This window comes from Streptomyces sp. NPDC058459, from assembly GCF_042721685.1.
In the GTDB taxonomy this organism is placed as follows: Bacteria; Actinomycetota; Actinomycetes; order Streptomycetales; family Streptomycetaceae; genus Streptomyces.
The window spans coordinates 1-22,489 of record NZ_JBHXLV010000103.1; the positions used below are offsets into that span (position 1 = coordinate 1).

The following is a 22,489-nucleotide window of genomic DNA, read 5'->3' on the forward strand; positions in this document are numbered from 1 at the left end:
GCCCCCTCCCGTCGTGCGTCAGGCGTAGGCGCCGATGTCCTTGACGACGGCGAAGCCGAGCCCGTAGGCGCTCATGCCCCGGCCGTACGCGCCGACGTGGACGCCCGCCTCGGTGGCACCGGCGAGCACCCAGCCGAACTCCGACTCCCGGTAGTGGAAGGACGTCGCCACGCCGTCCACGGGCAGGGAGAGCCTGGACCACTCCGGGCCGTCGATGTCGTCGGCCAGCGCCCACGCGGTCTCGGTCTGCTGGTCCAGCCAGTCGTCGCGCAGGGTGTGGTCCATCTGGCCGGGCCAGGTGACGGACAGCAGCCCGACCCCGGCCAGCCAGGCCGCCGAGGAGACCGAGGTGGCCTCCAGCAGCCCGGTGCCGTCCGCGCTGCGGCGGGAGGGGTTCGCCGGCACGGTGACGACGACGGCGAACTTCTCCCTCGGCTCGTCCGAGGAGCCCGCGCCGTGCTCGCCCCGCACCGAGGGCTCGTCGCCGTGCCCGATCGAACCGTGCTCCACCGCCCCGTCGGCGGCCAGGCCGACCTGGAGCAGCCGGCGCGGGCCGGTGAACGCCTCGTCGAGGCCGTACCAGGGGAAAGGCGCGCGCAGATAGCCGTCGACCGTCCGGCCGCCGAGGTGGCCGTGCCGGCCGCTCTCACCGGCCGGTGACTGCGCGCTTACCCGACTCGTGGTCTCCATCTGCCCGGACGCCTCCTCGTTCTCGTCGGACCGGGGCAAGGCCCGCCCCCCTTCGGGCGTACGCGCCCGGTCCGCACAACAACTCGGCAGCATATCCACACCGCTGAGGGCAGCCCGGAACGCGGCGGGCGCTTGGGGTGCCGGGGACGGCCGATCGCACGGCGTTCTGCGGTGCGCGCGACGAAACCCGCCCGGTGAGGCGGGTTTCGTGGCGTTTCGTGAGCCGTCCGGGCGGCGCGGTGGCGTTGAGTGAGCCGACCGGGCCGCGCGGGGCCGACCGGGTGACGGCGTCCCCGGGCCTCAGGTGGCGTCGGCGTCGAAGGGCGGGCGGTCGTCCTTCGCCGGCTCGGGCTTCTTCGTCATGTCGACCCGGCCGCCGGACGCCGAGGGAGCGGACGTGGGGGCGGGTCCGGGCAGCGCCGAGGCGGTGTCGTGGCCGTTCACGGAGTCCGTCAGCTCGGCCATCTCGCGCCTGAGGTCGAAGGTGCCGCGGATGTCCTTGAGGCCCAGGTCGTCGTTGTCCAGCTGCTTGCGCAGGAACGCCTTGGGGTTGAGGTCCTCGAACTCGAAGTCCTTGAACTCCGGGCCCAGCTCGCTGCGGATGTCGTGCTTGGCGTTGTCCGAGAACTCCCGGATCTTCCGCAGCGTGCGCGACACGTCCTGGATGAACTTGGGCAGCTTGTCCGGACCGAAGACGAGCACGGCGAGGACGATGAGCGTGACCAGCTCAAGCGGCCCTATGTCATTGAACACCTGAAAGCTCCTTGCGTGTCCTCGGTCGCTCCACGGTACCCGGCACACCCTCGGAACCGGTACCGCCCCGAGGTGAGACTTGCGTCAGTCACGCCCGGACGCCCCCAGCCGCAGCGTGACGGTCCGCTCGGCACCTTGCCGCCCGACGGTGAGGCGGAGCCGGTCGCCGGGGCGGTGGGCGCGGATCTTGACGATGAGTTCCTCGCCCGAGTGCACGGGGTGCCCGTCGACCCCGGTGATCAGGTCGCCCGGCTTCAGTCCGGCCCGGTCGCCGGGGCCGCCCTTCAGCACCGCCGGGCCGCCGGCACCGCCCTCGGCGGAGACACGTGCGCCGTCACCCGAGTAGTCCATGTCGAGGCTCACGCCGATCACGGGGTGGGTGGCGTGCCCGGTGGCGATCAGCTCCTCGGCGACCCGGCGGGCCTGGTTGACGGGGATGGCGAAGCCGAGGCCCACGGAGCCGGACCGGCTCTCGGCGGAGTCGGTCTCCCGGCCGGCGGAACGGATGGCGGAGTTGATCCCGATCACGCGCGCCCGGGAGTCGAGCAGGGGGCCGCCGGAGTTGCCGGGGTTGATCGGCGCGTCGGTCTGGAGCGCGTCGACATAGCTGACGTCGGTGCCGTCGCCCTTCTGGCCGCCCGCCGTGATGGGACGGTTCTTGGCGCTGACGATGCCCGAGGTGACGGTGTTGGCCAGGTCGAAGGGGGCGCCGATGGCCACGACCGGGTCACCGACGCGTACGCCGTCGGAGTTCCCGAGGGGCAGCGGGGTGAGGCCCTGGACGCCCCTGACCCGGACGACGGCCAGGTCGTAGCCGCTGTCCCGGCCGACGACCTCGGCCTCGGCGGTGTCGCCGCTGCTGAAGGTCACCGTGATGCCGCCGGCTCCGGAGGCGGGGGCGACGACGTGGTTATTGGTGAGGATGTGCCCCCGGCCGTCGAGCACGAAGCCGGTGCCGGTGCCCGCCTCGCCGGCGCCCCGCACATGCAGGGTGACCACGCCGGGCAGCGCGCGGGCGGCTATCCCGGCGACGCTGTCCCGCGCGCGGCCGTCGGGCACGGCCCCGGCCTGCGGGAGCCGCACCCTGGTGGTGCCCTCCCGCTCGATCCAGGCGCCGGTGAACCCTCCGATCCCGCCCGCGAGGAGGGAGACGCCGAGAAGGGCGGCGACGAGCGTCCCCCGGGCGCGCCGCTTGCTCCGCGTCCCGGTGTGCTGGAGGGGGGCGGCCTGCTGGGAGGGGGGCGCGGGGTCCCAGGGGTCGTACCGGGGGACGGGGGGCGCCGCGGGGTCGTCCGGCCGGTGTGCCGGGGCGGGGGCGGCTTCCGGAGGCCGGGCGGGGGGCGGGGAGGTGGGGTCCGCCGAGGCCGGTCGCCCGGCTTCGTCCGTCGGGGGCGTGCCGTGGGCCGGGGTCGCCATGGGGTGCTGGACGGGCGGGGCGGGGGCCCAGGGGCCCGGCCCGCCGTAGGGAGGGGTGCCGTAGGGGTCGGGGTCGTGCAGCGGCCTGGAGCGGCCGGTGGCGGTGTCGTCCGTAGGCGGGTCGGCCGGGCGGGCGGCGGTCTCGTACGGCCGCTCGCCCGATCCCTCGTCCCCGGCTTTTGGCAGGCCAGCGGCGGCCTGCGGCCTGGCCAGTTCGAAGTCGCCGTCGTCCCCGGCCGGGGACGGGTCCGGCGTCGGGTTCCCCTCGCTCATGCTCTCCCCAGTCGCGGTGTGTCGCGCCCGTGCGGGCCCGACCTGACAGGATTCAACCAGGTTCGCCGGGCCCGCCGCAGGGAGCGGCCGTCACGGAGCCGGGGTGGAGGGTGCGTTCGACGGCGCGACGGCCGTCGCGGTGGCGGGGAAGGCCGGTGGCGCGAGGGGCCAGGGGTCCAGGGAGTCGAGGGAGCCCAGAGAGCCCAGGGAGCCCAGGGAGAACGGCGTGGTCTCGCCGAGGGGGCGTATCAGCGGGGAGACGGCGGCCGCACCGGCCATCACCGGCATGGCCAGGTCCCGCGCGGTGTCCTGCACCCGGGTGTCGGCCGGGGCCGGAATGCCCGGCAGCAGGGGGGCGGAGGCGGAGACCGCCGCCGCCGGGGTGCGATTGACCGCGCCGCCCCCCTGCGCGAGCAGCGGAGCGGCGGAACGGCGCCGCTGGGTGTCGGGTGCGGCCGTGCCGGCCGCGGTGCCCGCGCCCGCCGAGCGGGACGGCGCGACATTGCTCCCGGTGCCGGAGCCGCCGCGGGCGTCGGCGGTGAGGTCGCCGGGCTGGGCGGTGGTGACGCCGCCCAGGGCGACGGCCGCCAGGGACACCGCTCCGGCGGCCGCGGCGGCGAACCGCAGCCCGCGCGAGGGGGGGCGGTCGGCGACGGGGTGGACGACGGGGTGGATGCGGAAGCCGCGCTGTTCGGGGGCGTGCGCGGCGGCGGCCGGGACATGGCCGAACGCGAACCGCTCGCCGTCGCGCACGCCGAAGACGCCGTCGACGGAGCCGCGCCCGAAGGGGCCGCCGGGGGCCGCCGGGCCGTCGGCGTCGCCGCCGGGGAGGCCCTGGAGGCGGGCGAGAAAGGACTCGGAGGGCGGAGGCGGGGCGGCCTCCGCGAACACGTTCTTCAGCCGGCGCTGCGCGTCGGCCTCCGCCCGACACCGGCAACAGGTGGCCAGGTGGGCGAGGACGCGGTCGCGCGACTCATGACCGAGTTCTCCGTCCACGAGGGCGGAGAGCCGGTCTCCCAGATGCTGTTCCGCGAGGCGTGCCTCCGCGGGGTTCGGTCCGGTTCCACTCACGCGGGCGAGCCCCCTCCCCCCAGCGCGGGCACCCGGGGCAGGAACGAACGGCGCTCGGCCTTGCGGGCCTCGGGAGAGCGGTGGGCGAGGGCCTTGCGGAGCTGCGAACGGCCCCGGTGGATACGGGAGCGCACGGTGCCGAGCTTGACGCCGAGGGTCGCGGCGATCTCCTCGTACGACAGTCCCTCGATGTCGCACAGCACCACGGCGGCGCGGAACTCGGGCGCGAGGGTGTCCAGGGCCTGCTGGACGTCGGCGTCGAAGTGGGCGTCGTTGAAGACCTGCTGCGGGGACGGCTCGCGGCTGGGCAGGCGCTCGGCCGCGTCGTCGCCCAGGGCGTCGAAGCGGATGCGCTGCTTGCGCCGGACCATGTCCAGGAACAGGTTGGTGGTGATGCGGTGCAGCCAGCCCTCGAAGGTGCCCGGCGAGTAAGTCGACAGCGACCGGAAGACACGGACGAAGACCTCCTGGGTGAGGTCCTCGGCGTCGTGCTGGTTGCCCGTGAGTCGGTAGGCGAGGCGGTAGACGCGGCCACTGTGGGTGCTGACGATCTCCTCCCAGGTGGGCGGAGTCCACGCCTGCCCGTCCGCGTCGGTGGTGAAGGTCGCGGTCTGGGTCTCGCCTGCGGCGGGACCGGCGGCGTGGTGGTCAGCAGCGGTGTCGGTCACGGATTTCGGCCTGCCCGAACCGAGGAAGCGCCGCAGCACTCCCGCCCGGTCCCCGGGTGCGGCCGCACCTCCCCTGTCGGCTCTGGTGGTGTCCAGTGGAGCCCCTACCATAGCCACCTCGCCCGTTAGCTCCGGATAAGCGGTTTTACGAAACTTTGACACATGCTGGGCCGGCTCATCCGCCCGCGTCAGCATGTGCTCCACACCCTGTGTCACCCGTCACCCCCCGTCCCGTGGCCACCGCGCCCCCTCCGGCGTCGGCTCTCCTACCTGAACGCTCGGTCCCATCAGCGGGTTCCCGGCGCAACGGATACAGTCACGCCGAGGCAATCGCGGGGACAGGAGAGGGTCATTACCGGCAACCGGCAGACGAGCTGGGCGTTCGCCGACGCCTTTGTCGCCGAGGACGAGCCTTTGCTCTGGGCCCGTGACCGTGCCCGCGACGCGGGGCTGCGCTCGGTGGCGCCCAGCACGGGTGCCGCGCTGCGACTGCTCGCCGCCTCCGTGGACGCCAAGGCGGTCGCGGAGATCGGCACCGGCTGCGGGGTGTCCGGAATCCATCTGCTGCACGGAATGCGCCCCGACGGCGTGCTGACCACCGTCGATCCGGAGCCGGAGCACCAGCAGTTCGCCCGGCAGGCGTTCCGCGCCTGCGGCTTCGCCAGCAACCGGGCCCGGTTCATCCCGGGCCCCGCCCTGGACGTGCTCCCCCGTCTCGCCGACTCCGGCTACGACCTCGTGTTCTGCGACGGCGACCGGCTGGAGTACTCGGACTACCTCGCTGAATCGTTGCGGCTGCTGCGGCCGGGCGGGCTGGTGGTCTTCGAGGGCGTCTTCGCCAGTGGCCGCACGGTCGACTCCGGCCCCCAGCCCACCGAGGTGGTCCGGCTGCGCGAGCTGCTGCGCACGGTACGGGAGAGCACGGAACTGGTGACGTCACTGCTGCCGGTCGGCGACGGCCTCCTCTGCGCCGTCAGGCGCTGAGCCCACGGCCCCGACACCCAGGCACCCCGGCACCCCCGGCACCTGGCACCTGGCACCCCGGACGCGCGACCGCCCCGGCACCTGACGGGTGCCGGGGCGGTCGGGAGGAAAAGATCGCGGCGCGTCAGACGACGACCTTCTTCAGGGCGTCGCCGAGTGCCTCTGCCTCGTCGGGGGTCAGCTCGACGACGAGTCGACCGCCGCCTTCGAGCGGAACGCGCATGACGATGCCCCGCCCCTCCTTGGTCACCTCGAGCGGGCCATCACCCGTCCGCGGCTTCATGGCCGCCATGCTCGTACCCCTTCCTGAAACCAGGCTCATCGTCTGCCGACGACCCCACGAAGGGCTCCCGCGGTCCAGGAGGGACACGCGACACCGGCATCGAACACATTGCTTCCCAGCCATTATCCCGCATCCCAGGACCCGATGACCAACATCGGTCCGCATCGCTTGGGCAACGCGCGCGAGCAAAACCACTCAAAGCGGGGATGTGCCTGCGATACTGCGCCGCCCTCGGCACACCCGCCGGCCGGCTTCGTGCCGTTTTCGTTAGACGCACGTCACACGTCCGGTGCGACTGCCGGGCGGTGATCTCCGCCATGCTGTCCCCGGACAGCGGCGTACCGACCGGTACGTCATCACCCGCGAAACGGAGGGGACGCGCCATGGCCGACACCGTGCTCCACGAGGTGAGCGACGGGCTCGCCACGATCACCCTGAACCGCCCGGAGGCGATGAACGCGCTGAACGTCGCCACGAAGAACGCCCTGCGCGAGGCCGTCGAGGCCGCGGCGGCGGACGACGCGGTGCGGGCGATCCTGCTGACCGCGGCGGGCGAGCGGGCGTTCTGCGTGGGCCAGGACCTCAAGGAGCACATCGGGCTGCTGGCCGCCGACCGCGAGGGCGGAGGCGGCGGGCAGACGATGAGCACCGTCAAGGAGCACTACAACCCGATCGCGCGGGCGCTGGCGGGTGCGAGGAAGCCGGTGGTCGCCGCGGTCAACGGCGTGGCGGCCGGCGCGGGCTTCGGTTTCGCGCTGCTCGCGGACTACCGGCTGGTGGCGGACACGGCCGCCTTCAACACCTCGTTCGCGGGCGTGGCGCTCAGCGCGGACTCCGGCCTCTCCTGGACGCTGCCCCGCGTGGTCGGCACGAGCCGCGCCACCGACCTGCTGCTCTTCCCGCGCACCGTCGGCGCGCGGGAGGCGCTGGAGCTGGGCATCGCCAACCGGGTCGTCCCGGCCGCCGAGCTGCGCGCCGAGGCGGACAAGGTGGCCCGTGCCCTGGCCGCGGGCCCGACGGTCGCCTACGCGGCGATCAAGGAGGCCGTGGCGTACGGGCTGACGCACTCGCTGGACGAGGCGCTGGAGAAGGAGGACGAGTTGCAGACCCGCGCGGGTGCCTCCGCGGACCACGTCATCGCCGTGCAGGCGTTCGTGCAGAAGGAGAAGCCCAGGTTCGTGGGCCGCTGATCCTCGTGACGGCCGGGCGGGGCAGGGCACTTGACCCCCGCCCCGGCCGGTCCGCGCCTCAGCCGCGGAGGGCGGCGCCCCGGCTGACGCAGGCTGCCAGGTGGTCGTCCACCAGACCGCACGCCTGCATCAGCGCGTACGCCGTGGTGGGGCCGACGAATCGCAGGCCGCGCTTCTTCAGCGCCTTGGACAGGGCGGTGGACTCCGGGGTCACCGCGGCCACGTCGGCCGGCACCTCGGGTACGGGCCGTGCCGCCGGGTCGGGGGCGTGGGACCAGATCAGCTCGTCCAGCTCGCCGCCGGACCAGCCGGCCAGCACGCGCGCGTTGGCGAGCGTGGCGTCGACCTTGGCGCGGTTGCGGATGATGCCGGGGTCCGCGAGGAGCCGCTCGCGGTCCTCGTCGGTGAACGCGGCGACCTTCTCGATCCGGAACTCCGCGAACGCGACCCGGAAGGTGGGCCGGCGCCGCAGGATGGTGATCCAGGACAGCCCGGACTGGAACGCCTCCAGGCTGAGCCGCTCGAAGAGGGCGTCGTCCCCGTGCACCGGGCGCCCCCACTCCTCGTCGTGGTAGGCGACGTAGTCCTCGGTGGAGAGCGCCCAGGGGCAGCGCAGCGCGCCGTCCGCCCCGGCGAGGGCCTCCCCGGTGCTCATCGGACGTCCTCCGGGCCGGGCTCGGCCGGCGGGGGCTGAACGGCACGGGCACCGGCGAGCGCGCTCCGCAGGTCCGCGATCCGGGCGTCCCGCTCACCGAGTTCGGCGGCCAGGCGGCTGAGGGCGTCGTCCACGTCGGCCATGCGGTAGCCGCGCGCCGCGACCGGGAAGCGCAGGCCCTCCACATCGGCGCCGTGCAGCGGGCGGTCCGCGGGCAGCGGGTCCTGGAGCCGCTCGGGCGCGGCGTCCTGGAGCGGGGCGCTCTCGCCGCCGCCCACCACGGCGAGCGTCACCGCGCCGACCACGACGGCCAGCGCGAGGACCAGGAACAAGAACATCAGCATCGCCAGGGTTCCCCAAGCTCGATGTGCCGGACGCCGGTCCCTTCGGACCCCGCGTCCGGAAGCCGGATGTGTCTGGGTCCGATCGTGCCATGCGAGGCTGACAGTCCGGGCCGCAGGCGCCGGACGACCGGGGTACGCAGAAGGTACGCAGAACGTACGCAGAGGTACGAGGAGAGGTCACGAGGGATGCTCAGGCTGGGCAAGCGGGAATTCGGGGCGCGCGAACCGGTGATCATGGCGATCGTGAACCGGACCCCGGACTCCTTCTACGACCGGGGGGCGACGTTCGCCGACGACGCCGCTCTCGCGCGCGTGGAGCGCGCTGTGGCGGAGGGCGCGGCCATCGTGGACATCGGCGGGGTGAAGGCCGGGCCGGGCGAGGAGGTCACCGCCGAGGAGGAGGCCCGGCGCACGGTCGGTTTCGTGGCGGAGGTCCGGCGCCGCTTCCCCGATGTGGTCATCAGCGTGGACACCTGGCGGGCCGAGGTGGGCGCGGCGGTGTGCGAGGCGGGCGCGGACCTGCTGAACGACGCGTGGGGCGGTGCGGACCCGGGCCTCGCGGAGGTCGCCGCGCGCTACCGGGTGGGCCTGGTGTGCACGCACGCCGGGCGCGCGGAGCCCCGTACCCGCCCGCACCGGGTGGCCTACGACGACGTGATGGCCGACATCCTGGACGTGACCCTGGGGCTGGCGGAGCGGGCGGTGGCGCTGGGGGTGCCGCGCGAGTCGGTGCTGATCGACCCGGGGCACGACTTCGGCAAGAACACCCGGCACAGCCTGGAGGCGACCCGCCGGCTGGACGAGATGGTGGCGACGGGCTGGCCGGTGCTGGTGTCGCTGTCCAACAAGGACTTCGTCGGGGAGACCCTGGACCGCCCGGTGAAGGAGCGGCTGATCGGCACGCTGGCGACCACGGCGGTCTCGGCGTGGCTGGGGGCGCGGGTGTACCGGGTGCACGAGGTCGCGGAGACCCGGCAGGTGCTGGACATGGTGGCGTCGATCGCGGGCCACCGGCCCCCGGCGACGGCCCGTAGGGGTCTCGCCTGACAGGGAATCCCCTCGGGGGCTGGCCCGACAGGCGATCCCCTCGGGGGACGGCCCCCTGGGAGCCGCCCCCGAGGGGATCGGGTACTAGCGGGCCGCTTCCTTGGAGACCAGGGCGACCGCCTCGTCCACGTCGTCCGTCACGTGGAACAGCATCAGGTCCTTCTCCGCGGCCTTGCCCTGGGCGACCAGCGTGTCGCGCAGCCAGTCCATCAGCCCGCCCCAGTAGTCGCCGCCGAACAGCACGATCGGGAAGCGGGTCACCTTCTGGGTCTGCACCAGGGTGAGCGCCTCGAACAGCTCGTCCAGCGTGCCGAGCCCGCCGGGCAGCACGACGAAGCCCTGCGCGTACTTCACGAACATCATCTTGCGGACGAAGAAGTACCGGAAGTTGAGCCCGATGTCGACGTACTGGTTCAGCCCCTGCTCGAAGGGCAGCTCGATGCCCAGGCCGACCGAGACGCCGCCCGCCTCCAGCGCGCCCTTGTTGGCCGCCTCCATGGCACCGGGACCACCCCCGGTGATCACCGCCCAGCCGGCCTCGACCAGACCGCGCCCGAGCCGCACACCGGCGTCGTACTCCGGCGAGTCCACCCGGGTCCGGGCCGAGCCGAACACGCTGATCGCGGGCGGGAGTTCGGCCAGGGTGCCGAAGCCCTCGATGAACTCCGACTGGATGCGCAGCACCCGCCAGGGGTCGGTGTGCACCCAGTCGTTGGGGGCACGCTCGTCCAGCAGCCGCTGGTCCGTGGTACTGGCCTGGACCTGGCCCCGCCGCCGGAGTACCGGGCCGAGCCGCTGCTCGTCCGGTGGGCGCTTCTTCCCCTCGGGGTTTCCGGTAGCCATGTGCGCTCCCTCCGCTTGCCGGTGTTTCGTGCCTCAGCCTAGATCCGCATCCGTTACGGAGGGGGGACGTGAGCATGTCCGGAACGCGGCGCCGCGCGGTGCGGGCGTCACGCGCTGAGCCAGGCGCGCAGCCGCTCCTCGCCCGCGAGGACCTTCGCCACCTCGACCCGCTCGTCCCGCTTGTGCGCCAGGTGGGGGTTGCCGGGGCCGTAGTTGACCGCCGGGATGCCGAGGGAGGCGAAGCGGGAGACGTCCGTCCAGCCGTACTTGGGCATCGGAGTGCCGCCGACCGCCTCGATGAACGCCGCGGCGGCCGGGTGGGACAGGCCGGGCATCGCGGCGCCGCTGTGGTCGTCGACCACGAACTCCTCGACGCCGCAGTCCGCGAACACCTCACGGACGTGCGCGACGGCCTCCTCCTCGGTGCGGTCGGGCGCGTAGCGGAAGTTGACCGTGACCACGCACTCGTCCGGGATGACGTTGCCGGCCACTCCCCCGCCGACGCGGACGGCGTTGAGGCCCTCGCGGTACTCCAGCCCGTCGATCACCGGCCACCGGGGCTCGTAGGAGGCGAGGCGGGCGAGGATCGGGGCGGCGGCGTGGATGGCGTTGGAGCGAGCCCATCCAGCCGCGCGCGGAGTGGGCCCGCTCGCCCCTGGTCCTCAGCAGCACCCGGAGCGTGCCCTGGCAGCCGCCCTCGACCTCGCCGTCGGAGGGCTCCAGCAGCACCGCGAAGTCGCCCTGGAGCAGCTCGGGGCGGGCCTCGGCGAGGTGCTTGAGGCCGTTCAGCTCGGCGGCGACCTCCTCGTTGTCGTAGAAGACGAAGGTCAGGTCGCGGTTGGGCGCGGGGACGGTGGCCGCGATGCGCAGCTGGACCGCCACGCCGGCCTTCATGTCGCAGGTGCCGCAGCCCCACAGCACGCCGTCCGCGTCGAGGCGGGAGGGGACGTTCTCCGCGATCGGGACGGTGTCGATGTGCCCGGCGAGGATGACGCGTTCCGCGCGGCCCAGCGAGGTGCGCGCGATGACGTTGTTGCCGAAGCGCTCCACCGTGAGGTGGGGCAAAGGGCGCAGCGCGGCCTCGATCGCGTCGGCCAGGGGCTGCTCCGTACCGCTCTCCGACGGGATGTCCACGAGCCCGGCGGTCAGCTCGGCGGCGTCCAGTGTGAGGTCAAGGGTGGTGTCGGCCATGCCGGTGACCCTAGCGCCCGCCCGGCCGGGGGCCGCCGCACCACCGGGCGCGGGCCTGGGGTGAGGCCGGTCACGGGCTCCAGTACCTTGTACGCGTGTCAGAGCCGTCCCCCTCCCGTCCCGAGTCGCGCCCCGAGTCCCGTCCCGAGTCCCGCCCCAGGCGGCGCGGCCGGGTGCTCCGGATCGGCGCGGCCCTGCTCGTCCTCGCCGGTGTCGGCGCGTACCTGGTGGTGCAGTACGTCACCGGGGGCGTCGGCACGCGTGGCTGCACGGTGGTCTCCGCGCGGGACGACTCGGAGTCGTACGAGTTCACGCCCGAGCAGGCCGTGAACGCGGCCACCATCGCCGCCGTCGGCACCGGGCGCGGGATGCCCGAGCGCGCGGTGACCATCGCGCTCGCCACCGCGCTCCAGGAGTCGGGGCTGCGCAACATCGAGCACGGGGACCGGGATTCGCTGGGGCTGTTCCAGCAGCGGCCCTCGCAGGGCTGGGGCACCGAGCGGCAGATCATGGACCCGGCCTACTCGGCGGGCATCTTCTACGCGCACCTGGCCCGGGTGCCGGACTACGCCGGGCTCCCGCTCACCGTCGCGGCGCAGAAGGTGCAGCGCAGCGGCTTCCCGGAGGCGTACGCCAAGCACGAGCCGGACGCCGTGCTGCTGGCCGCCGCGCTGACCGGCCGCTCGGCGGCCACCCTGACCTGCGAGGGCCGCCCGTCGCGCACCGCCGGGGCGACCGGCCCGGACGCGGTGCGGGCGGCGCTGGTACGGGACTTCGGGCGCGACGCGCTCCAGGAGGCCGGCGCGGTGGTGGGCGGCAGGGCCGTGCCCTCGCCCTCTCCCTCGCCCAGCGTGACCGCCACGGCGCGCGGGCGGACGGTGACCGTGCCGGTGCCGCAGGGCACACGACCGGACGCCGACGGGCGCGGCGAGCGGCAGCGGGGCTGGCAGCTCGCCCAGTGGGCGGTGGCCAACTCCTCGGCGCTGCGGATCGCCCGGGTGACCTACGAGGGGCGGGAGTGGACCGCGTCCAACGGCGGCGGGGACTGGCATCCGGTGCGGACCCCCACGTCGGGCACGGCCGGCGCGGAGTCGTCGCTCGCGTCCGTCCGGATCGTCGCGGGGCCCTGAGAGAGCTGCGGACGCCTGTGCGGGGGCACCCTCGTACGGGTTGCGGGACTCTTCGGGGGGCGTGTTCGGGGGCAGGGGGCGCAGCACGGGCCCGAACCCTTGCGCCGCAAGGGGTGTAAGGATTCTTCGGGGCGGCTTCCGGAGCGCCTTTGCCCGTTTTTATCCACACCCGATAATGCGACGCGTTATCCAGTCTTTACCTTCGGCGTCCGCAACCTTCGGCGGGTTCGAGCGGTAGTCACGGCGTCCGGGCTCGGACACCACACCGAATCCCTCCTGTCGAAGCTGTCGAATGGAGCATCATGTCCCTCCCCCTGACTCGTCGGATCGCCCGTGCCGCGCTGCTCGTCGCCGCGGGTGCGGCCGCCGGGGTCGGCGCAGCCGGCACCGCCGGTGCCGCCACCAACCAGCCCACCGTGCCGGACCTCGGCGGCCTGACCAAGCTGGACGGCGCGACCCACGTGGACAAGGCCGTGAGCGGGCTGGCGGGCAGCAAGGCCGTGAAGAAGGCCGTTCCGGCGCCGGCGGCGGGCAAGGCGGCGGGGAACGTCCTGGGCGGCCTCCCGCTGAAGGGGCTGCCGCTCGGCTAGCCGTTCGCCTGACGAGGGGGTCCCGGCACGCCCGGGGCCCCCTCGTCACGTCCTCACGCGGTCAGCCGCGCCACTGCCTCGTCGATACGCTCGTCCGTCGCCGTCAGCGCCACGCGGACGGACTTCTCGCCCGCCTCGCCGTAGAAGTCACCCGGTGCCACCAGGATGCCGAGGCCGGCGAGGTGGGCGACGGTGTCCCAGCAGGACTCGTCCCGGGTGGACCAGAGGTAGAGGCCGGCCTCGCTGTGCTCGATACGGAAGCCGTGGGACAGCAGGGCGGCGCGCAGCCTGTCCCGGCGGGCGGCGTACCGCTCGCGCTGGAGGCGCACGTGCTCGTCGTCGCCGAGGGCGGCCACCGCCGCGGCCTGGGTCGGCGCGGAGCTCATCATGCCGCCGTGCTTGCGGATCTCCAGCAGCGGCATCAGCACCGCCGGGTCGCCCGCGAGGAAGGCCGCGCGGTAACCGGCCAGGTTGGACCGCTTGGACAGGGAGTGGACGGCCACGATGCCGTCGTAGGAGCCGCCGTTGACGTCCGGGTGGAGGACCGAGACGGGGTCGGCCTCCCAGCCCAGTTCGAGGTAGCACTCGTCGGAGGCGATCAGCACGCCGTGCTCGCGGGCCCAGGCGACGATCCCGGTCAGCTCCTCCCGGGAGAGGACCTTGCCGGTGGGGTTGGACGGCGAGTTCAGCCAGAGCAGCTTCAGGTTCGCGGGGTCCAGCTCGCGCGGGTCGTCGTAGCTCACGTGCCCGGCGCGGGCGAGTCGGGCGCCGACCTCGTAGGTCGGGTAGGCCAGGCGCGGGTGGGCCACCTGGTCGCCGGGGCCGAGTCCCAGCTGGGTGGGCAGCCAGGCGACGAGTTCCTTGGAGCCGACGACCGGCAGGACATGGCGGTGGGTGACGTCACGGGCGCCGAGGCGGCGCTCCAGCCAGCCGGTGATCGCGTCGCGCAGCGCGGGCGTGCCCCAGACCGTCGGGTAGCCCGGTGAGTCGGCCGCGTCGGCCAGCGCCTTCTGGATCAGCTCGGGCACCGGGTCGACCGGGGTGCCGACCGACAGGTCGACGAGGCCGCCGGGGTGCGCGGCGGCGGTCTTCTTGTACGGCTCCAGCTTGTCCCAGGGGAAGGCGGGGAGCCGGTCGGAGACTGCTGACACGGGGCGTGCTCTCTTTCCTAGGGGGCGCAAACGCCTCGGTCCCGCACAGCCGGGGGTGACAGGGCCGTGCGGGACCGAGGCGGCGCGCTCATGCGGGACGCCGGACCGTCGGCACGGTCACTCGCCCTGCGGCGGCAGCGCGGCGATGAAAGCGTGGTCGCGTTCGATCAGACCCAGCTTGCTGGCGCCGCCGGGAGAGCCCAGCTCGTCGAAGAACTCGACGTTCGCCTTGTAGTAGTCCTTCCACTCCTCCGGAGTGTCGTCCTCGTAGAAGATCGCCTCGACCGGGCAGACCGGCTCACAGGCTCCACAGTCGACGCATTCGTCCGGGTGGATGTACAAGGACCGCTGGCCCTCGTAGATGCAGTCGACCGGGCACTCCTCGATGCACGCCTTGTCCTTGACGTCGACACAAGGCTGCGCGATGACGTAGGTCACGCTGTCGTTCCTCCTCGGTAGGGCGCCGGCGGGCCTCCTCAGGCTCCGCCGCCTGGCGCGCGGAAAGCGCGGCGTCGTCGATGCCCGCACCTAGTATCTCCGTTCCGGAGCGTGATCCGTACAGGAGGGGTGGAGCGACCCGTGGAAATCTCGGTGACAGGACGGCTCAAGGTCCTCATCACCCCAGCGGATGTGGGCAAAAGGGTATCGGTACGTCAGGTGACGGGGTCGGGTGCGGCGGGCGAGAAGTTCACCGACACGATCGGCGTTCTCACATCCTGGGACGACGACGGCGTGCTCATGATCACACGCCGGGACGGCCGGGTGGTCGGCGTAGCGGCGTCGTCGCTGGTCGCGGGCAAGATCGTGCCCGCCGCCCCGGCGCGTCGCCGGGGTCCGTCGGCGGGCTACGAGGAGCTGGCGAGGGTCGTAGCGCGGTCATGGCCGCCGCTGGAGAGCGAGCGGCTCGGCGCGTGGGAGCTGCGGGCGGCGGGCGGCTTCACCCGGCGCGCCAACAGCGTGCTGCCGCTCGGTGAGCCGGGGCTTCCGCTCGACGCGGCCCTGACTTCCGTAAGAGGCTGGTACGGCGAGCGCGGACTGCCCGCCCATGTGCAGACCGCCACCGGCGCCGAGGGTACGCAGGAGCTGCTGTCGGCGGAGCTGGAGCGGCGCGGCTGGACGCGGGAGGTGACGGCCGAGGTGTGGACCGGGGCGCTGGCGCCGGTCGCGGACCGGGCCGATGGCGCCGGTGTGGTGCTCTCCCGCGAGGCGGACGGGGCGTGGCTCGCGCGGTATCGGCGCGAGGGAGTGAGCGAGGTGGCCCTGCGGGTGCTCGGCGGGGGACCGTCGGTGTGGTTCGCCCGCGTGCCCGGCGCGGACGGCGAGCCGCCGGCGGCGATCGGGCGGTGCGTGGTGGACGGCCGCTGGGCGGGTTTCGCCGCCGTGGAGGTCGATCCGGTCCGGCGGCGGCAGGGGCTGGCCACCGAGGTGCTGGCCGCGCTGGCCCGCCGGGCGCTGGACGAGGGCGCCTCGGCGGCGTGGCTCCAGGTGGAGCAGGACAACGAGGGCGCGCGTCGGCTGTACGACGGGCTCGGCCTCGCCCGGCATCACGCGTACCACCACTACCGGGAGCCGGACGAGACCGGCCCCGGACGGTCGTAGGGACCCGTGGTGAGCGCCCAGGAACCGGCCCGGCGGCCCGCCTTCCCGCCCCCGTACCCACCGCCTGCCGCGCGGTCGGCACAGCTGCGGCAGCGGTTCGCCGAGGAGGCGCGGTCGCAGTGGCCGGACCTGTCCGCGCTGTGCCTGCTGATCGGCGCGGAGGCGGACGGCTCGCTGGACGAGGCCGGGATCGACGCGGCCCAGATCGAGCTGGACGACCTCGCCGGGCGGCTGCCGTACCGGCCGGGCGGGCCGCTGGCGTGGGCGCGGGCGGTGGGCCGGCTGCTGGGCGGCACCCAGGGGTTCCGGGGTACGGGCGGGGAGTACGAGCGACTGGAGTCCTCGCTGCTGCACTCGGTGCTGCGGCGGCGGCGCGGGCTGCCGATCCTGCTGTCGGTGGTGTGGATGGAGGTCGCCCGGCGGGCGGGCGCCCCGGTGTACGGGGTGGCGCTGCCTGGTCACTTCGTGGTCGGCTTCGGCACGGCCGGCGACCGGGTGCTGGCGGACCCCTTCGACGGTGGCCGGGTGCTCAGCGGGATGGACACCGAGCTGCTGGTGGCCGGTGCCACGGGCGCGCCGCTGGAGCCCTCGATGCTGGTCCCGGCGGCCCCCCTCCAGGTCGTCCAGCGCATCCTGAACAACATCCGCGCCTGGGCCACCGCCCGCCCCGAGCGCTCGGACGTGGCGCTGGGTGCCGTCGAGCTGGCCATGCTCCTCCCGTCCCGCCCGGCCCACCTGCGCTACGAACGCGCCCGCCTGCTGGTCCAGCGCGGCGAGTTCACCGAGGGCGCGGCGGAACTGGACGCGTACGCGGAGCTGGTCTCGGTGGTCGACCCGACGGCCGAGGAGAAGGCCCGCGCACAGGCCCGTGCGGCGCGAGCCCAGCTGAACTGACCGGCCGTGGTCAGACCCCCTCCGGGAGGCGGGTGGTGCCGAGGCGTCGCCGGAGGCCGTCTATGTGGGTGCGCAGGACGTCCTCGGCTTCCTCCGCGGTCAAGTGGCCGATGAGCACCTGGGTGGTGAGGCCATCGGCGAGGGCGAGCAGCGTCCGGGCCTCGGCGCGGTGTTCCTCGCGGAGCAGGGCGATCTCGTCGGCCGCGTGCCCCGGTGCGGCGGCGGCCGACCGGTCCGGGCTCGCGGCCAGGCGGGCCCGCAGCCGCCCGGTGAGGCGGTCGCCGACCTGCCCGACGGCGAACAGGAGCATCGCCTCCTTGCTGATGACGCTCATGGGGACCTGGCTCGGCATCCGGCGCTCCTGGGCGCGGTTCCTCGACGAGTACCCGCTGCTGCTCGGACCGGTGTTCACCGAGCCGCCCGTCGAGCCGGGGCTGGAGTCACGCGACGAGGCGGGGCGGGACCGGGTCGCCGGGGGCATGCGCCTGTGCGCGGTGACCAGCTTCGTAGGCGTCCCCGCGGTCGCCGTACCGACCGGAGCCGCGGGCGGGCTGCCGGCCGGCGTGCAGATCGTCGGGCGCGCGTTCCGGGAGGATCTGTGCCTGGCCGCCGCCCAGGAGATCGAGGACCGCCTCGGCGTGCTCACCCCGGTCGACCCCCGCCCCGGGGCACCGGGTGCCGGCCGCTAGGGCCTGTCCGGCGGATCTTTGTGGGTAGCCTGCGGCGTCTGGTGCGTGCTCTCGGCGTGCGCCCGGATCTCCCTCGTACTGGACGTACTCGGGTGATTCGGGCGTGCGGCGAGAGTGCGTGCCGGGCGTCGCAGGCCCGCAAAGATCCGCCGGACAGGCCCCAGGCGCCAGGCTCAGAGCCAGCCCTTCTCGCGGGCGATGCGGACGGCCTCCGCCCGGTTGCGTACCGCGAGCTTCTGGATGGCGGTGGAGAGGTAGTTGCGGACCGTGCCCTGGGAGAGGTGGAGGGTGCGGGCGAGTTCGGCGTTGGTGGAGCCGTCGGCGGCGGCGCGGAGGATCTCGCGTTCGCGGTCGGTCAGCGGGTTGGCGCCGTCGGCCAGGGCGGCGGCCGCCAGGGTGGGGTCGATGACGCGTTCCCCGGTGAGCACCTTGCGTACGGCGGCGGCGAGTTGGGCGGCGGGGGCGTCCTTGACGAGGAAGGCGTCGGCGCCCGCCTCCATGGCGCTGCGGAGGTAGCCGGGCCGGCCGAAGGTGGTGAGGACGACGAGCTTCACGCCGGGGTGCGCGCGGTGGACCCGGGCGGCGGCCTCTATACCGGTGCAGCCGGGCATCTCGATGTCGAGCAGGGCCACGTCCACCCCGTGCTCCGCGACGGCGGCCAGCACCTCGTCCCCGCGCGCGACCTGGGCGACGACCTCGATGTCGTCCTCAAGACCGAGCAGCGCGGCGAGCGCCTCGCGGACCATCGACTGGTCCTCGGCGAGGAGGACCTTGATCGTGCTCGTCATGCCCCGGATACTACGTCCGCCACGGCGGCCGACGGGACGCGGGCGACCACCCGGAATCCCTTGGCGGACCGGCCCGCCTCCAGGGTGCCGCCCACCGGCTGGAGCCGTTCCGCGAGGCCGGTGAGCCCGTTGCCGGGCCCCTTGCCCGAGCCGCCGGAGCCGTTGTCCTCGACGGAGAGTTCCAGCACCGGGCCGTCCAGGGTGTGCCGGTGCAGCAGCTCGACCGCGCACCGCTCGGCCCCGCTGTGCCGGACCACGTTGGTGACGGCCTCCCGCAGCGTCCACGCGAGCGCGGCCTCGGCCTCCTCGGGCAGCCCGGCGAGGCCGGGCTCGGCGGGGAGGTCGGCGATGACCCCGGCCGCCGTCAACGCGACCTGTGCGCCCGCGAGTTCGGCGGCGAGCCGTGGCCGCCGGTACCCGGTGACGGCCTCGCGGACGTCGACCAGCGCCTGCCGGCTGACCCGCTCGATGTCCGCGACCTGCTGGGCGGCCTCCTCCGGCCGGCCGGGCAGCATCCGCCCCGCCAGCTCGCTCTTGAGGGTGATCAGGGACAGCGAGTGCCCCAGCAGGTCGTGCAGGTCGCGGGCGAGCCGCAGCCGCTCCTCGTTGGCGGCGAGCTGCGCCACCGTGGCCCGCGCCTCGCGCAGCTCCACGGTGGTGCGCACCAGCTGCCGTACGCCGGTCATCGCGAAGCCGATCAGCACCACCAGCAGGAGCAGGTTCCGGGCCCCCTCCTCGTCGGTGTGCAGGCCGACCAGGTACATCACGGCCGCCGAGGCCGGGATCGCCCAGTAGGTGGCCTTCGTGGGCAGGGTCGCCCCGCAGGCCACCGAGAGGTAGACGAACAGGCCGAGCCAGGCGCCGCCGAGGGTGTAGGCGAGCAGCGGCGCGAGGATGCCGAGGGCCGGCAGGAGCAGGACGACGGCCGGTCCGGAGAAGGTCCGGCCCATGTTGCGGAAGACCAGCCCCAGGTAGACCGCGACGAACGCCGCGAGCCCCGCCGCCCCGGCCCAGGTGGCCGCCGTGCTGTGGCCGCCGCTGACCAGGTCGTGGACGGGTGAGCTGAGGAAGACCAGCCAGACGCCGATCCACAGCACCTTCACCACCAGTTCGCGGCGCCCCCGCGGCGGACGCCCCACGGGGGTGTCCGTCCCGGGTCCGGACCACGGGTCCTCGGTCATCGCGTTCACGCCTTCAGCGTGTCCTTCCGGTACAGCCAGGCCGCGCCGCCCGCGAAGAGGACGAAGTACACGGCGAGGACGGCGACGTCCCGCGCCTGCGGGGCCTGGCTCTGCTCGACCGCGCGTCCCAGGGCAGCGTACGCGTACGTCGGCAGCCACTCGGCGATGTCCTGGAGCCAGCGCGGGAACCCGGCCGAAGGCATCCACAGGCCGCCGAGGAGGGAGAGCGAGAAGTAGACGATCATCGTGATGGGCCGTACCGCGTCCCCGGAGGCGAGGTAGCCGATGGCGACGCCGAGCGCGGCGAAGACCAGGCTGCCGGCCCAGATGACGCCGGTGAGGGCGAGCCACTGCCAGGCGTCGAGGCGTACGTCCTTCACCACGGCGGCCACGATGAACACCATCACGATGGACGGCAGGCTCACCACGGCCGCGCTGGCGGTCTTGGCGAGGACGTACCCGTGGCCGGGCAGCGGGGTCAGCCGGAGCTGGCGCACCCAGCCGCTCTCCCGCTCCTTGGCGATGCGCTCGCTGTTGCCCATCAGCACGGCGGTGAGGGCGCCGAAGGAGGCCATGGAGACCATCAGATAGGTGGCGACGGTCAGGCCGGTGCCGTCCACCTTCTCGTCGGTGCCCGAACTCCCCGCGAAGATCAGGAAGATGATCGAGGGGTAGAGCACGGAGAAGAACAGGAACTTGCGGTTGCGCAGGGCGCGGGCCAGCTCCAGCTTGATCAGGGCCCGTGAGGCGAGGATGCCGGTCATGCGCGCTTGGCCTCCTCGGCCTCGGTGATGGCGACGAAAGCCTGCTCCAGGCCGAGCCCGGCGACTTCGAGGTTGCGGGGGTAGAGGCCGAGCCCGTACACGGCGTGCACGGTGGCGTCGGCGTCGGCGGACTGGATGCGGACGGTCTGCCCGGAGACGTCGAACGAGGTCAGCGCGGGCAGGGCGGCCAGCGCGGGCTCGTCGATCGTGCCGTCCAGGTCGAAGGAGACCCGGCGGGCGCCCGCGCGGGCCTTGATCTCGGCGGCGGTGCCGTCGGCCAGCAGCCGCCCCCGGTGCAGGACGAGGACACGGTCCGCGATGGCGTCGGCCTCTTCGAGGTAGTGCGTGGCGAAGAGGACGGTACGGCCCTGGTCGGCCTGCTCGCGCATGGTGGACCAGAACGCGTGCCGGGCGGAGACGTCCATGCCGGTGGTCGGCTCGTCCAGCACGATCAGGTCGCTGTCCCCGGCGGTGGCCAGGGCGAACCGGACGCGCTGGGCCTGGCCGCCGGAGAGCTTGTTGACCTTGCGGTCGGCGATCTGCGCGATGCCGGCGCGGGCGAGCACGTCGGAGGCGGGGTGCGGGCGAGGGTGCAACGAGCAGGCGAGGCCGACCAGTTCGGCCACCGTCACGTCCTCCATCAGCCCGCCGCTCTGCAGCATCGCCCCGACCCGCCCGGCGGTGATGCCCTCCCGCGGGCTGGTCCCGAACACGGTGACCTGCCCGGCGTCGGGCTGCTTCAGCCCGAGCAGCAGATCGAGGGTGGTGGACTTGCCCGCGCCGTTGGGCCCGAGCAGGGCGACGGTCTCGCCGGGCCGCAGACTGAGCGCGAGGCCGTCGACCGCGCGGACGCTGCCGTACACCTTGCTCACCTGGTCGAACCCGGCCACCACCGGCGCGGCGGTCGCGGGCGGTGCCGCTGTGGTTGTCATGCCGTCCATGCTGACGGCCAGGGGGGTGACGGCGGCAGTGCCGTCGGTCCTGGGTGCCGGATGACAGATGTCATACGACGGCGAGGGCACCCGGTGTGTGCCCGGATGCCCTCGCCGTGCCGTGTCCGGCTAGTTCGGCGCGGTGTCGATGACGCCGACGCGCTCCGCCGGGGTCCTGCCGACCAGGGCCTTGCGCAGGGCCGCCACCACGTCCTGCGGGAGCAGGTCGCGCTTGCCGGTCGCGCTCTCCACCTTCACCCCCGCGAAGGTGGTGCCGTACGCCTCCTTGAGCGCCTCCAGGTCGTAGGTGTCGGTCAGCTTCCCGCCGACCGCCTTGAACCCGAGGATCTTCGGCAGCGACTTGCGCCCGAAGTTGATGCTGTGCGCAGCGTCGACCCGGACGGTGACGAGGTCGGACATCGCCGGCTCGGCGAACGCCTTCATCTCCCGGTCCACCTCGGCGTTCGGCACCGTCGGCTGCCGGGTGGCCGTGGGCACGGTCACCGGGGTCGCGGTGCCGGTCTCGATCAGGGTGCGGTACGCCTGCTCGACGGCCTTGGTGGAGCCGGCCGCGTCGATGGCCTTGCCGGGCTTGCCGTAGACCGCGACGGCTTTGCCGGACTCGAACTTGATGCCGCCCTCGACGACCGAGCCCGAGCCGCCGCCCGCCTGCTGAAGAGCGACCTGGAGCTTCTCCTCGTCCACCGGGGTGACCGGCTGGACGACCCGCTTCCGCCCGAAGAGGGAGCCGATGACGGAGAGCGGGTTGTAGTCGCTCTTGGCGGCGTCGCTGACCGTGGCCTGGTAGTCGAACTGCAGGCCCGCCTTGTCCGGGGTGAGCGCCACGCTGCCGCCGCCCACGGAGAGCTGGAGCGGCTTGTTCACCCGGTCCCGGAAGGCGTCGTCCAGCTTCTTGACCGCGTTGTCCCGGGTGCCGCCGCCGATGTCCACGCCGAGCACGGTGGTGCCCTTGGGCACGTCGGTGCGGTTCATCAGCAGTCCCGCGCCGTAGGCACCGCCCACGACGACGACCACACCGGCGACCAGCAGCACCAGCTTGCTGCGGCCCTTCTTCTTCCTGGCCTGCGGCGCGGCCTTGGCCTGCGGGGCGGGCGGCTTGGGGGCCGTGTGCGCCGGGCTGTCCCCGGCGGGGCCGAACGGGTCGGCGGCCTCGTCGCCCGGGAAGACCGGGATGCCGCTGGTGACGGTGTGTCCGGAGACGCCGGCGTGCGGCGCGCGGCCGGGGGCGTTCGGGGCGCCGGCGAGCTGCTGCGGGGTGAGGATCGCGGTGTCGTCGCCGAGCGGGTTCCCGGCCTGCGGGGCGCCTTGCGGGCGGCCCTGCGGGCGCCGGGCGCCCGTGGGG

General features: G+C 73.9%; 22 protein-coding genes and 4 pseudogenes. 8 read left to right on the forward strand and 18 right to left on the reverse strand.

Going from position 1 to position 22,489, the window contains the following annotated elements:
• Positions 1–18 precede the first annotated feature (18 nt).
• The 5 genes from ACFWN1_RS19685 to sigE form a co-directional block, all read right to left on the reverse strand.
• Entirely contained in the window at positions 19–690 is a 672-nt protein-coding gene (locus ACFWN1_RS19685; protein WP_384363581.1) for a hypothetical protein, read from the reverse strand.
• Positions 691–990: 300 nt separating this feature from the next.
• Entirely contained in the window at positions 991–1,443 is a 453-nt protein-coding gene (locus tag ACFWN1_RS19690) for a sec-independent translocase (protein WP_384363547.1), read from the reverse strand.
• An 84-nt stretch (positions 1,444–1,527) separates the two neighbouring features.
• Positions 1,528–3,132 (reverse strand): S1C family serine protease, encoded by a 1,605-nt coding sequence (locus tag ACFWN1_RS19695; RefSeq protein WP_384363549.1) that lies wholly within the window; start codon positions 3,130–3,132, stop codon positions 1,528–1,530.
• A gap of 90 nt (positions 3,133–3,222) precedes the next feature.
• On the reverse strand, positions 3,223–4,203 hold the full coding sequence (locus ACFWN1_RS19700) for an anti-sigma factor family protein (RefSeq protein WP_384363551.1): 981 nt from the start codon (positions 4,201–4,203) through the stop codon (positions 3,223–3,225).
• Positions 4,200–4,910 (reverse strand): RNA polymerase sigma factor SigE, encoded by a 711-nt coding sequence (gene sigE, locus ACFWN1_RS19705; protein ID WP_384363583.1) that lies wholly within the window; start codon positions 4,908–4,910, stop codon positions 4,200–4,202. Before sigE ends, ACFWN1_RS19700 begins: the two co-directional genes overlap by 4 nt.
• 231 nt (positions 4,911–5,141) lie before the next feature.
• Between sigE and ACFWN1_RS19710 the strand changes: the two genes are divergently transcribed.
• Entirely contained in the window at positions 5,142–5,855 is a 714-nt protein-coding gene (locus tag ACFWN1_RS19710) for an O-methyltransferase (RefSeq protein ID WP_384363585.1), read from the forward strand.
• A gap of 124 nt (positions 5,856–5,979) precedes the next feature.
• Here the strand turns inward: ACFWN1_RS19710 and ACFWN1_RS19715 are convergent, their stop codons facing one another.
• Entirely contained in the window at positions 5,980–6,147 is a 168-nt protein-coding gene (locus ACFWN1_RS19715) for a DUF3117 domain-containing protein (RefSeq protein WP_018544333.1), read from the reverse strand.
• Positions 6,148–6,521: 374 nt separating this feature from the next.
• Between ACFWN1_RS19715 and ACFWN1_RS19720 the strand changes: the two genes are divergently transcribed.
• Positions 6,522–7,328, forward strand: coding sequence for an enoyl-CoA hydratase/isomerase family protein (locus tag ACFWN1_RS19720; protein WP_384363553.1), 807 nt, complete (start codon positions 6,522–6,524; stop codon positions 7,326–7,328).
• Positions 7,329–7,386: 58 nt separating this feature from the next.
• Here ACFWN1_RS19720 and ACFWN1_RS19725 read toward each other — a convergent pair whose 3' ends face one another.
• The gene (locus ACFWN1_RS19725) at positions 7,387–7,983 is read right to left on the reverse strand and encodes a DNA-3-methyladenine glycosylase I (RefSeq protein ID WP_384363555.1); all 597 of its coding nucleotides are present in this window, start codon (positions 7,981–7,983) and stop codon (positions 7,387–7,389) included.
• Positions 7,980–8,327: a DivIVA domain-containing protein gene (locus tag ACFWN1_RS19730; protein WP_384363557.1), complete on the reverse strand. Its 348-nt coding sequence runs from the start codon at positions 8,325–8,327 to the stop codon at positions 7,980–7,982. The genes ACFWN1_RS19725 and ACFWN1_RS19730 overlap by 4 nt, the downstream gene beginning before the upstream one ends.
• 186 nt (positions 8,328–8,513) lie before the next feature.
• On the opposite strand from ACFWN1_RS19730, the gene folP reads away from it, so the two are divergent.
• Positions 8,514–9,374 carry a dihydropteroate synthase gene (gene folP / locus ACFWN1_RS19735; protein WP_384363559.1) on the forward strand — a complete coding sequence of 287 codons (861 nt, stop codon included), beginning with the start codon at positions 8,514–8,516 and terminating at the stop codon, positions 9,372–9,374.
• A gap of 84 nt (positions 9,375–9,458) precedes the next feature.
• On the opposite strand, the gene ACFWN1_RS19740 is transcribed toward folP, so the two are convergent.
• Positions 9,459–10,217, reverse strand: a complete 759-nt coding sequence (locus ACFWN1_RS19740) for a TIGR00730 family Rossman fold protein (protein ID WP_384363561.1) — start codon at positions 10,215–10,217, stop codon at positions 9,459–9,461.
• Between the two features lie 107 nt (positions 10,218–10,324).
• Positions 10,325–11,408 (reverse strand): annotated as a pseudogene (gene dapE, locus ACFWN1_RS19745) (succinyl-diaminopimelate desuccinylase).
• A 95-nt stretch (positions 11,409–11,503) separates the two neighbouring features.
• On the opposite strand from dapE, the gene ACFWN1_RS19750 reads away from it, so the two are divergent.
• Together ACFWN1_RS19750 and ACFWN1_RS19755 are read left to right on the forward strand one after the other, a co-directional pair.
• Positions 11,504–12,538 (forward strand): heavy metal transporter, encoded by a 1,035-nt coding sequence (locus ACFWN1_RS19750; RefSeq protein ID WP_384363563.1) that lies wholly within the window; start codon positions 11,504–11,506, stop codon positions 12,536–12,538.
• Positions 12,539–12,840: 302 nt separating this feature from the next.
• Positions 12,841–13,128 (forward strand): hypothetical protein, encoded by a 288-nt coding sequence (locus ACFWN1_RS19755; RefSeq protein WP_384363565.1) that lies wholly within the window; start codon positions 12,841–12,843, stop codon positions 13,126–13,128.
• A gap of 53 nt (positions 13,129–13,181) precedes the next feature.
• On the opposite strand, the gene ACFWN1_RS19760 is transcribed toward ACFWN1_RS19755, so the two are convergent.
• Together ACFWN1_RS19760 and fdxA are read right to left on the reverse strand one after the other, a co-directional pair.
• Positions 13,182–14,279 carry a bifunctional succinyldiaminopimelate transaminase/glutamate-prephenate aminotransferase gene (locus tag ACFWN1_RS19760; protein WP_384363567.1) on the reverse strand — a complete coding sequence of 366 codons (1,098 nt, stop codon included), beginning with the start codon at positions 14,277–14,279 and terminating at the stop codon, positions 13,182–13,184.
• Positions 14,280–14,396: 117 nt separating this feature from the next.
• Positions 14,397–14,717, reverse strand: a complete 321-nt coding sequence (fdxA, locus tag ACFWN1_RS19765) for a ferredoxin (RefSeq protein ID WP_384363569.1) — start codon at positions 14,715–14,717, stop codon at positions 14,397–14,399.
• A 141-nt stretch (positions 14,718–14,858) separates the two neighbouring features.
• On the opposite strand from fdxA, the gene ACFWN1_RS19770 reads away from it, so the two are divergent.
• Together ACFWN1_RS19770 and ACFWN1_RS19775 are read left to right on the forward strand one after the other, a co-directional pair.
• Positions 14,859–15,878 carry a GNAT family N-acetyltransferase gene (locus tag ACFWN1_RS19770; RefSeq protein ID WP_384363571.1) on the forward strand — a complete coding sequence of 340 codons (1,020 nt, stop codon included), beginning with the start codon at positions 14,859–14,861 and terminating at the stop codon, positions 15,876–15,878.
• A gap of 9 nt (positions 15,879–15,887) precedes the next feature.
• The gene (locus ACFWN1_RS19775) at positions 15,888–16,772 is read left to right on the forward strand and encodes a tetratricopeptide repeat protein (protein WP_384363573.1); all 885 of its coding nucleotides are present in this window, start codon (positions 15,888–15,890) and stop codon (positions 16,770–16,772) included.
• Positions 16,773–16,782: 10 nt separating this feature from the next.
• On the opposite strand, the pseudogene ACFWN1_RS19780 reads toward ACFWN1_RS19775, so the two are convergent.
• Positions 16,783–17,094 (reverse strand): annotated as a pseudogene (locus tag ACFWN1_RS19780) (TetR family transcriptional regulator); the annotation flags it as partial.
• Between ACFWN1_RS19780 and ACFWN1_RS19785 the strand changes: the two are divergent.
• Positions 17,093–17,461, forward strand: a pseudogene (locus ACFWN1_RS19785) (amidase family protein); the annotation flags it as partial. The pseudogenes ACFWN1_RS19780 and ACFWN1_RS19785 overlap by 2 nt on opposite strands.
• A 173-nt stretch (positions 17,462–17,634) precedes the next feature.
• Here ACFWN1_RS19785 and ACFWN1_RS19790 read toward each other — a convergent pair.
• The 5 genes and pseudogenes from ACFWN1_RS19790 to ACFWN1_RS19810 form a co-directional block, all read right to left on the reverse strand.
• Positions 17,635–18,249, reverse strand: a complete 615-nt coding sequence (locus ACFWN1_RS19790) for a response regulator (RefSeq protein WP_384363575.1) — start codon at positions 18,247–18,249, stop codon at positions 17,635–17,637.
• The gene (locus tag ACFWN1_RS19795) at positions 18,246–19,430 is read right to left on the reverse strand and encodes a sensor histidine kinase (RefSeq protein WP_384363587.1); all 1,185 of its coding nucleotides are present in this window, start codon (positions 19,428–19,430) and stop codon (positions 18,246–18,248) included. Before ACFWN1_RS19795 ends, ACFWN1_RS19790 begins: the two co-directional genes overlap by 4 nt.
• A 5-nt stretch (positions 19,431–19,435) precedes the next feature.
• Positions 19,436–20,194: an ABC transporter permease gene (locus ACFWN1_RS19800; RefSeq protein ID WP_384363577.1), complete on the reverse strand. Its 759-nt coding sequence runs from the start codon at positions 20,192–20,194 to the stop codon at positions 19,436–19,438.
• The gene (locus ACFWN1_RS19805) at positions 20,191–21,126 is read right to left on the reverse strand and encodes an ABC transporter ATP-binding protein (protein WP_384363579.1); all 936 of its coding nucleotides are present in this window, start codon (positions 21,124–21,126) and stop codon (positions 20,191–20,193) included. The genes ACFWN1_RS19800 and ACFWN1_RS19805 overlap by 4 nt, the downstream gene beginning before the upstream one ends.
• 129 nt (positions 21,127–21,255) lie before the next feature.
• A pseudogene (locus tag ACFWN1_RS19810) lies at positions 21,256–22,489 on the reverse strand (hypothetical protein); the annotation flags it as partial.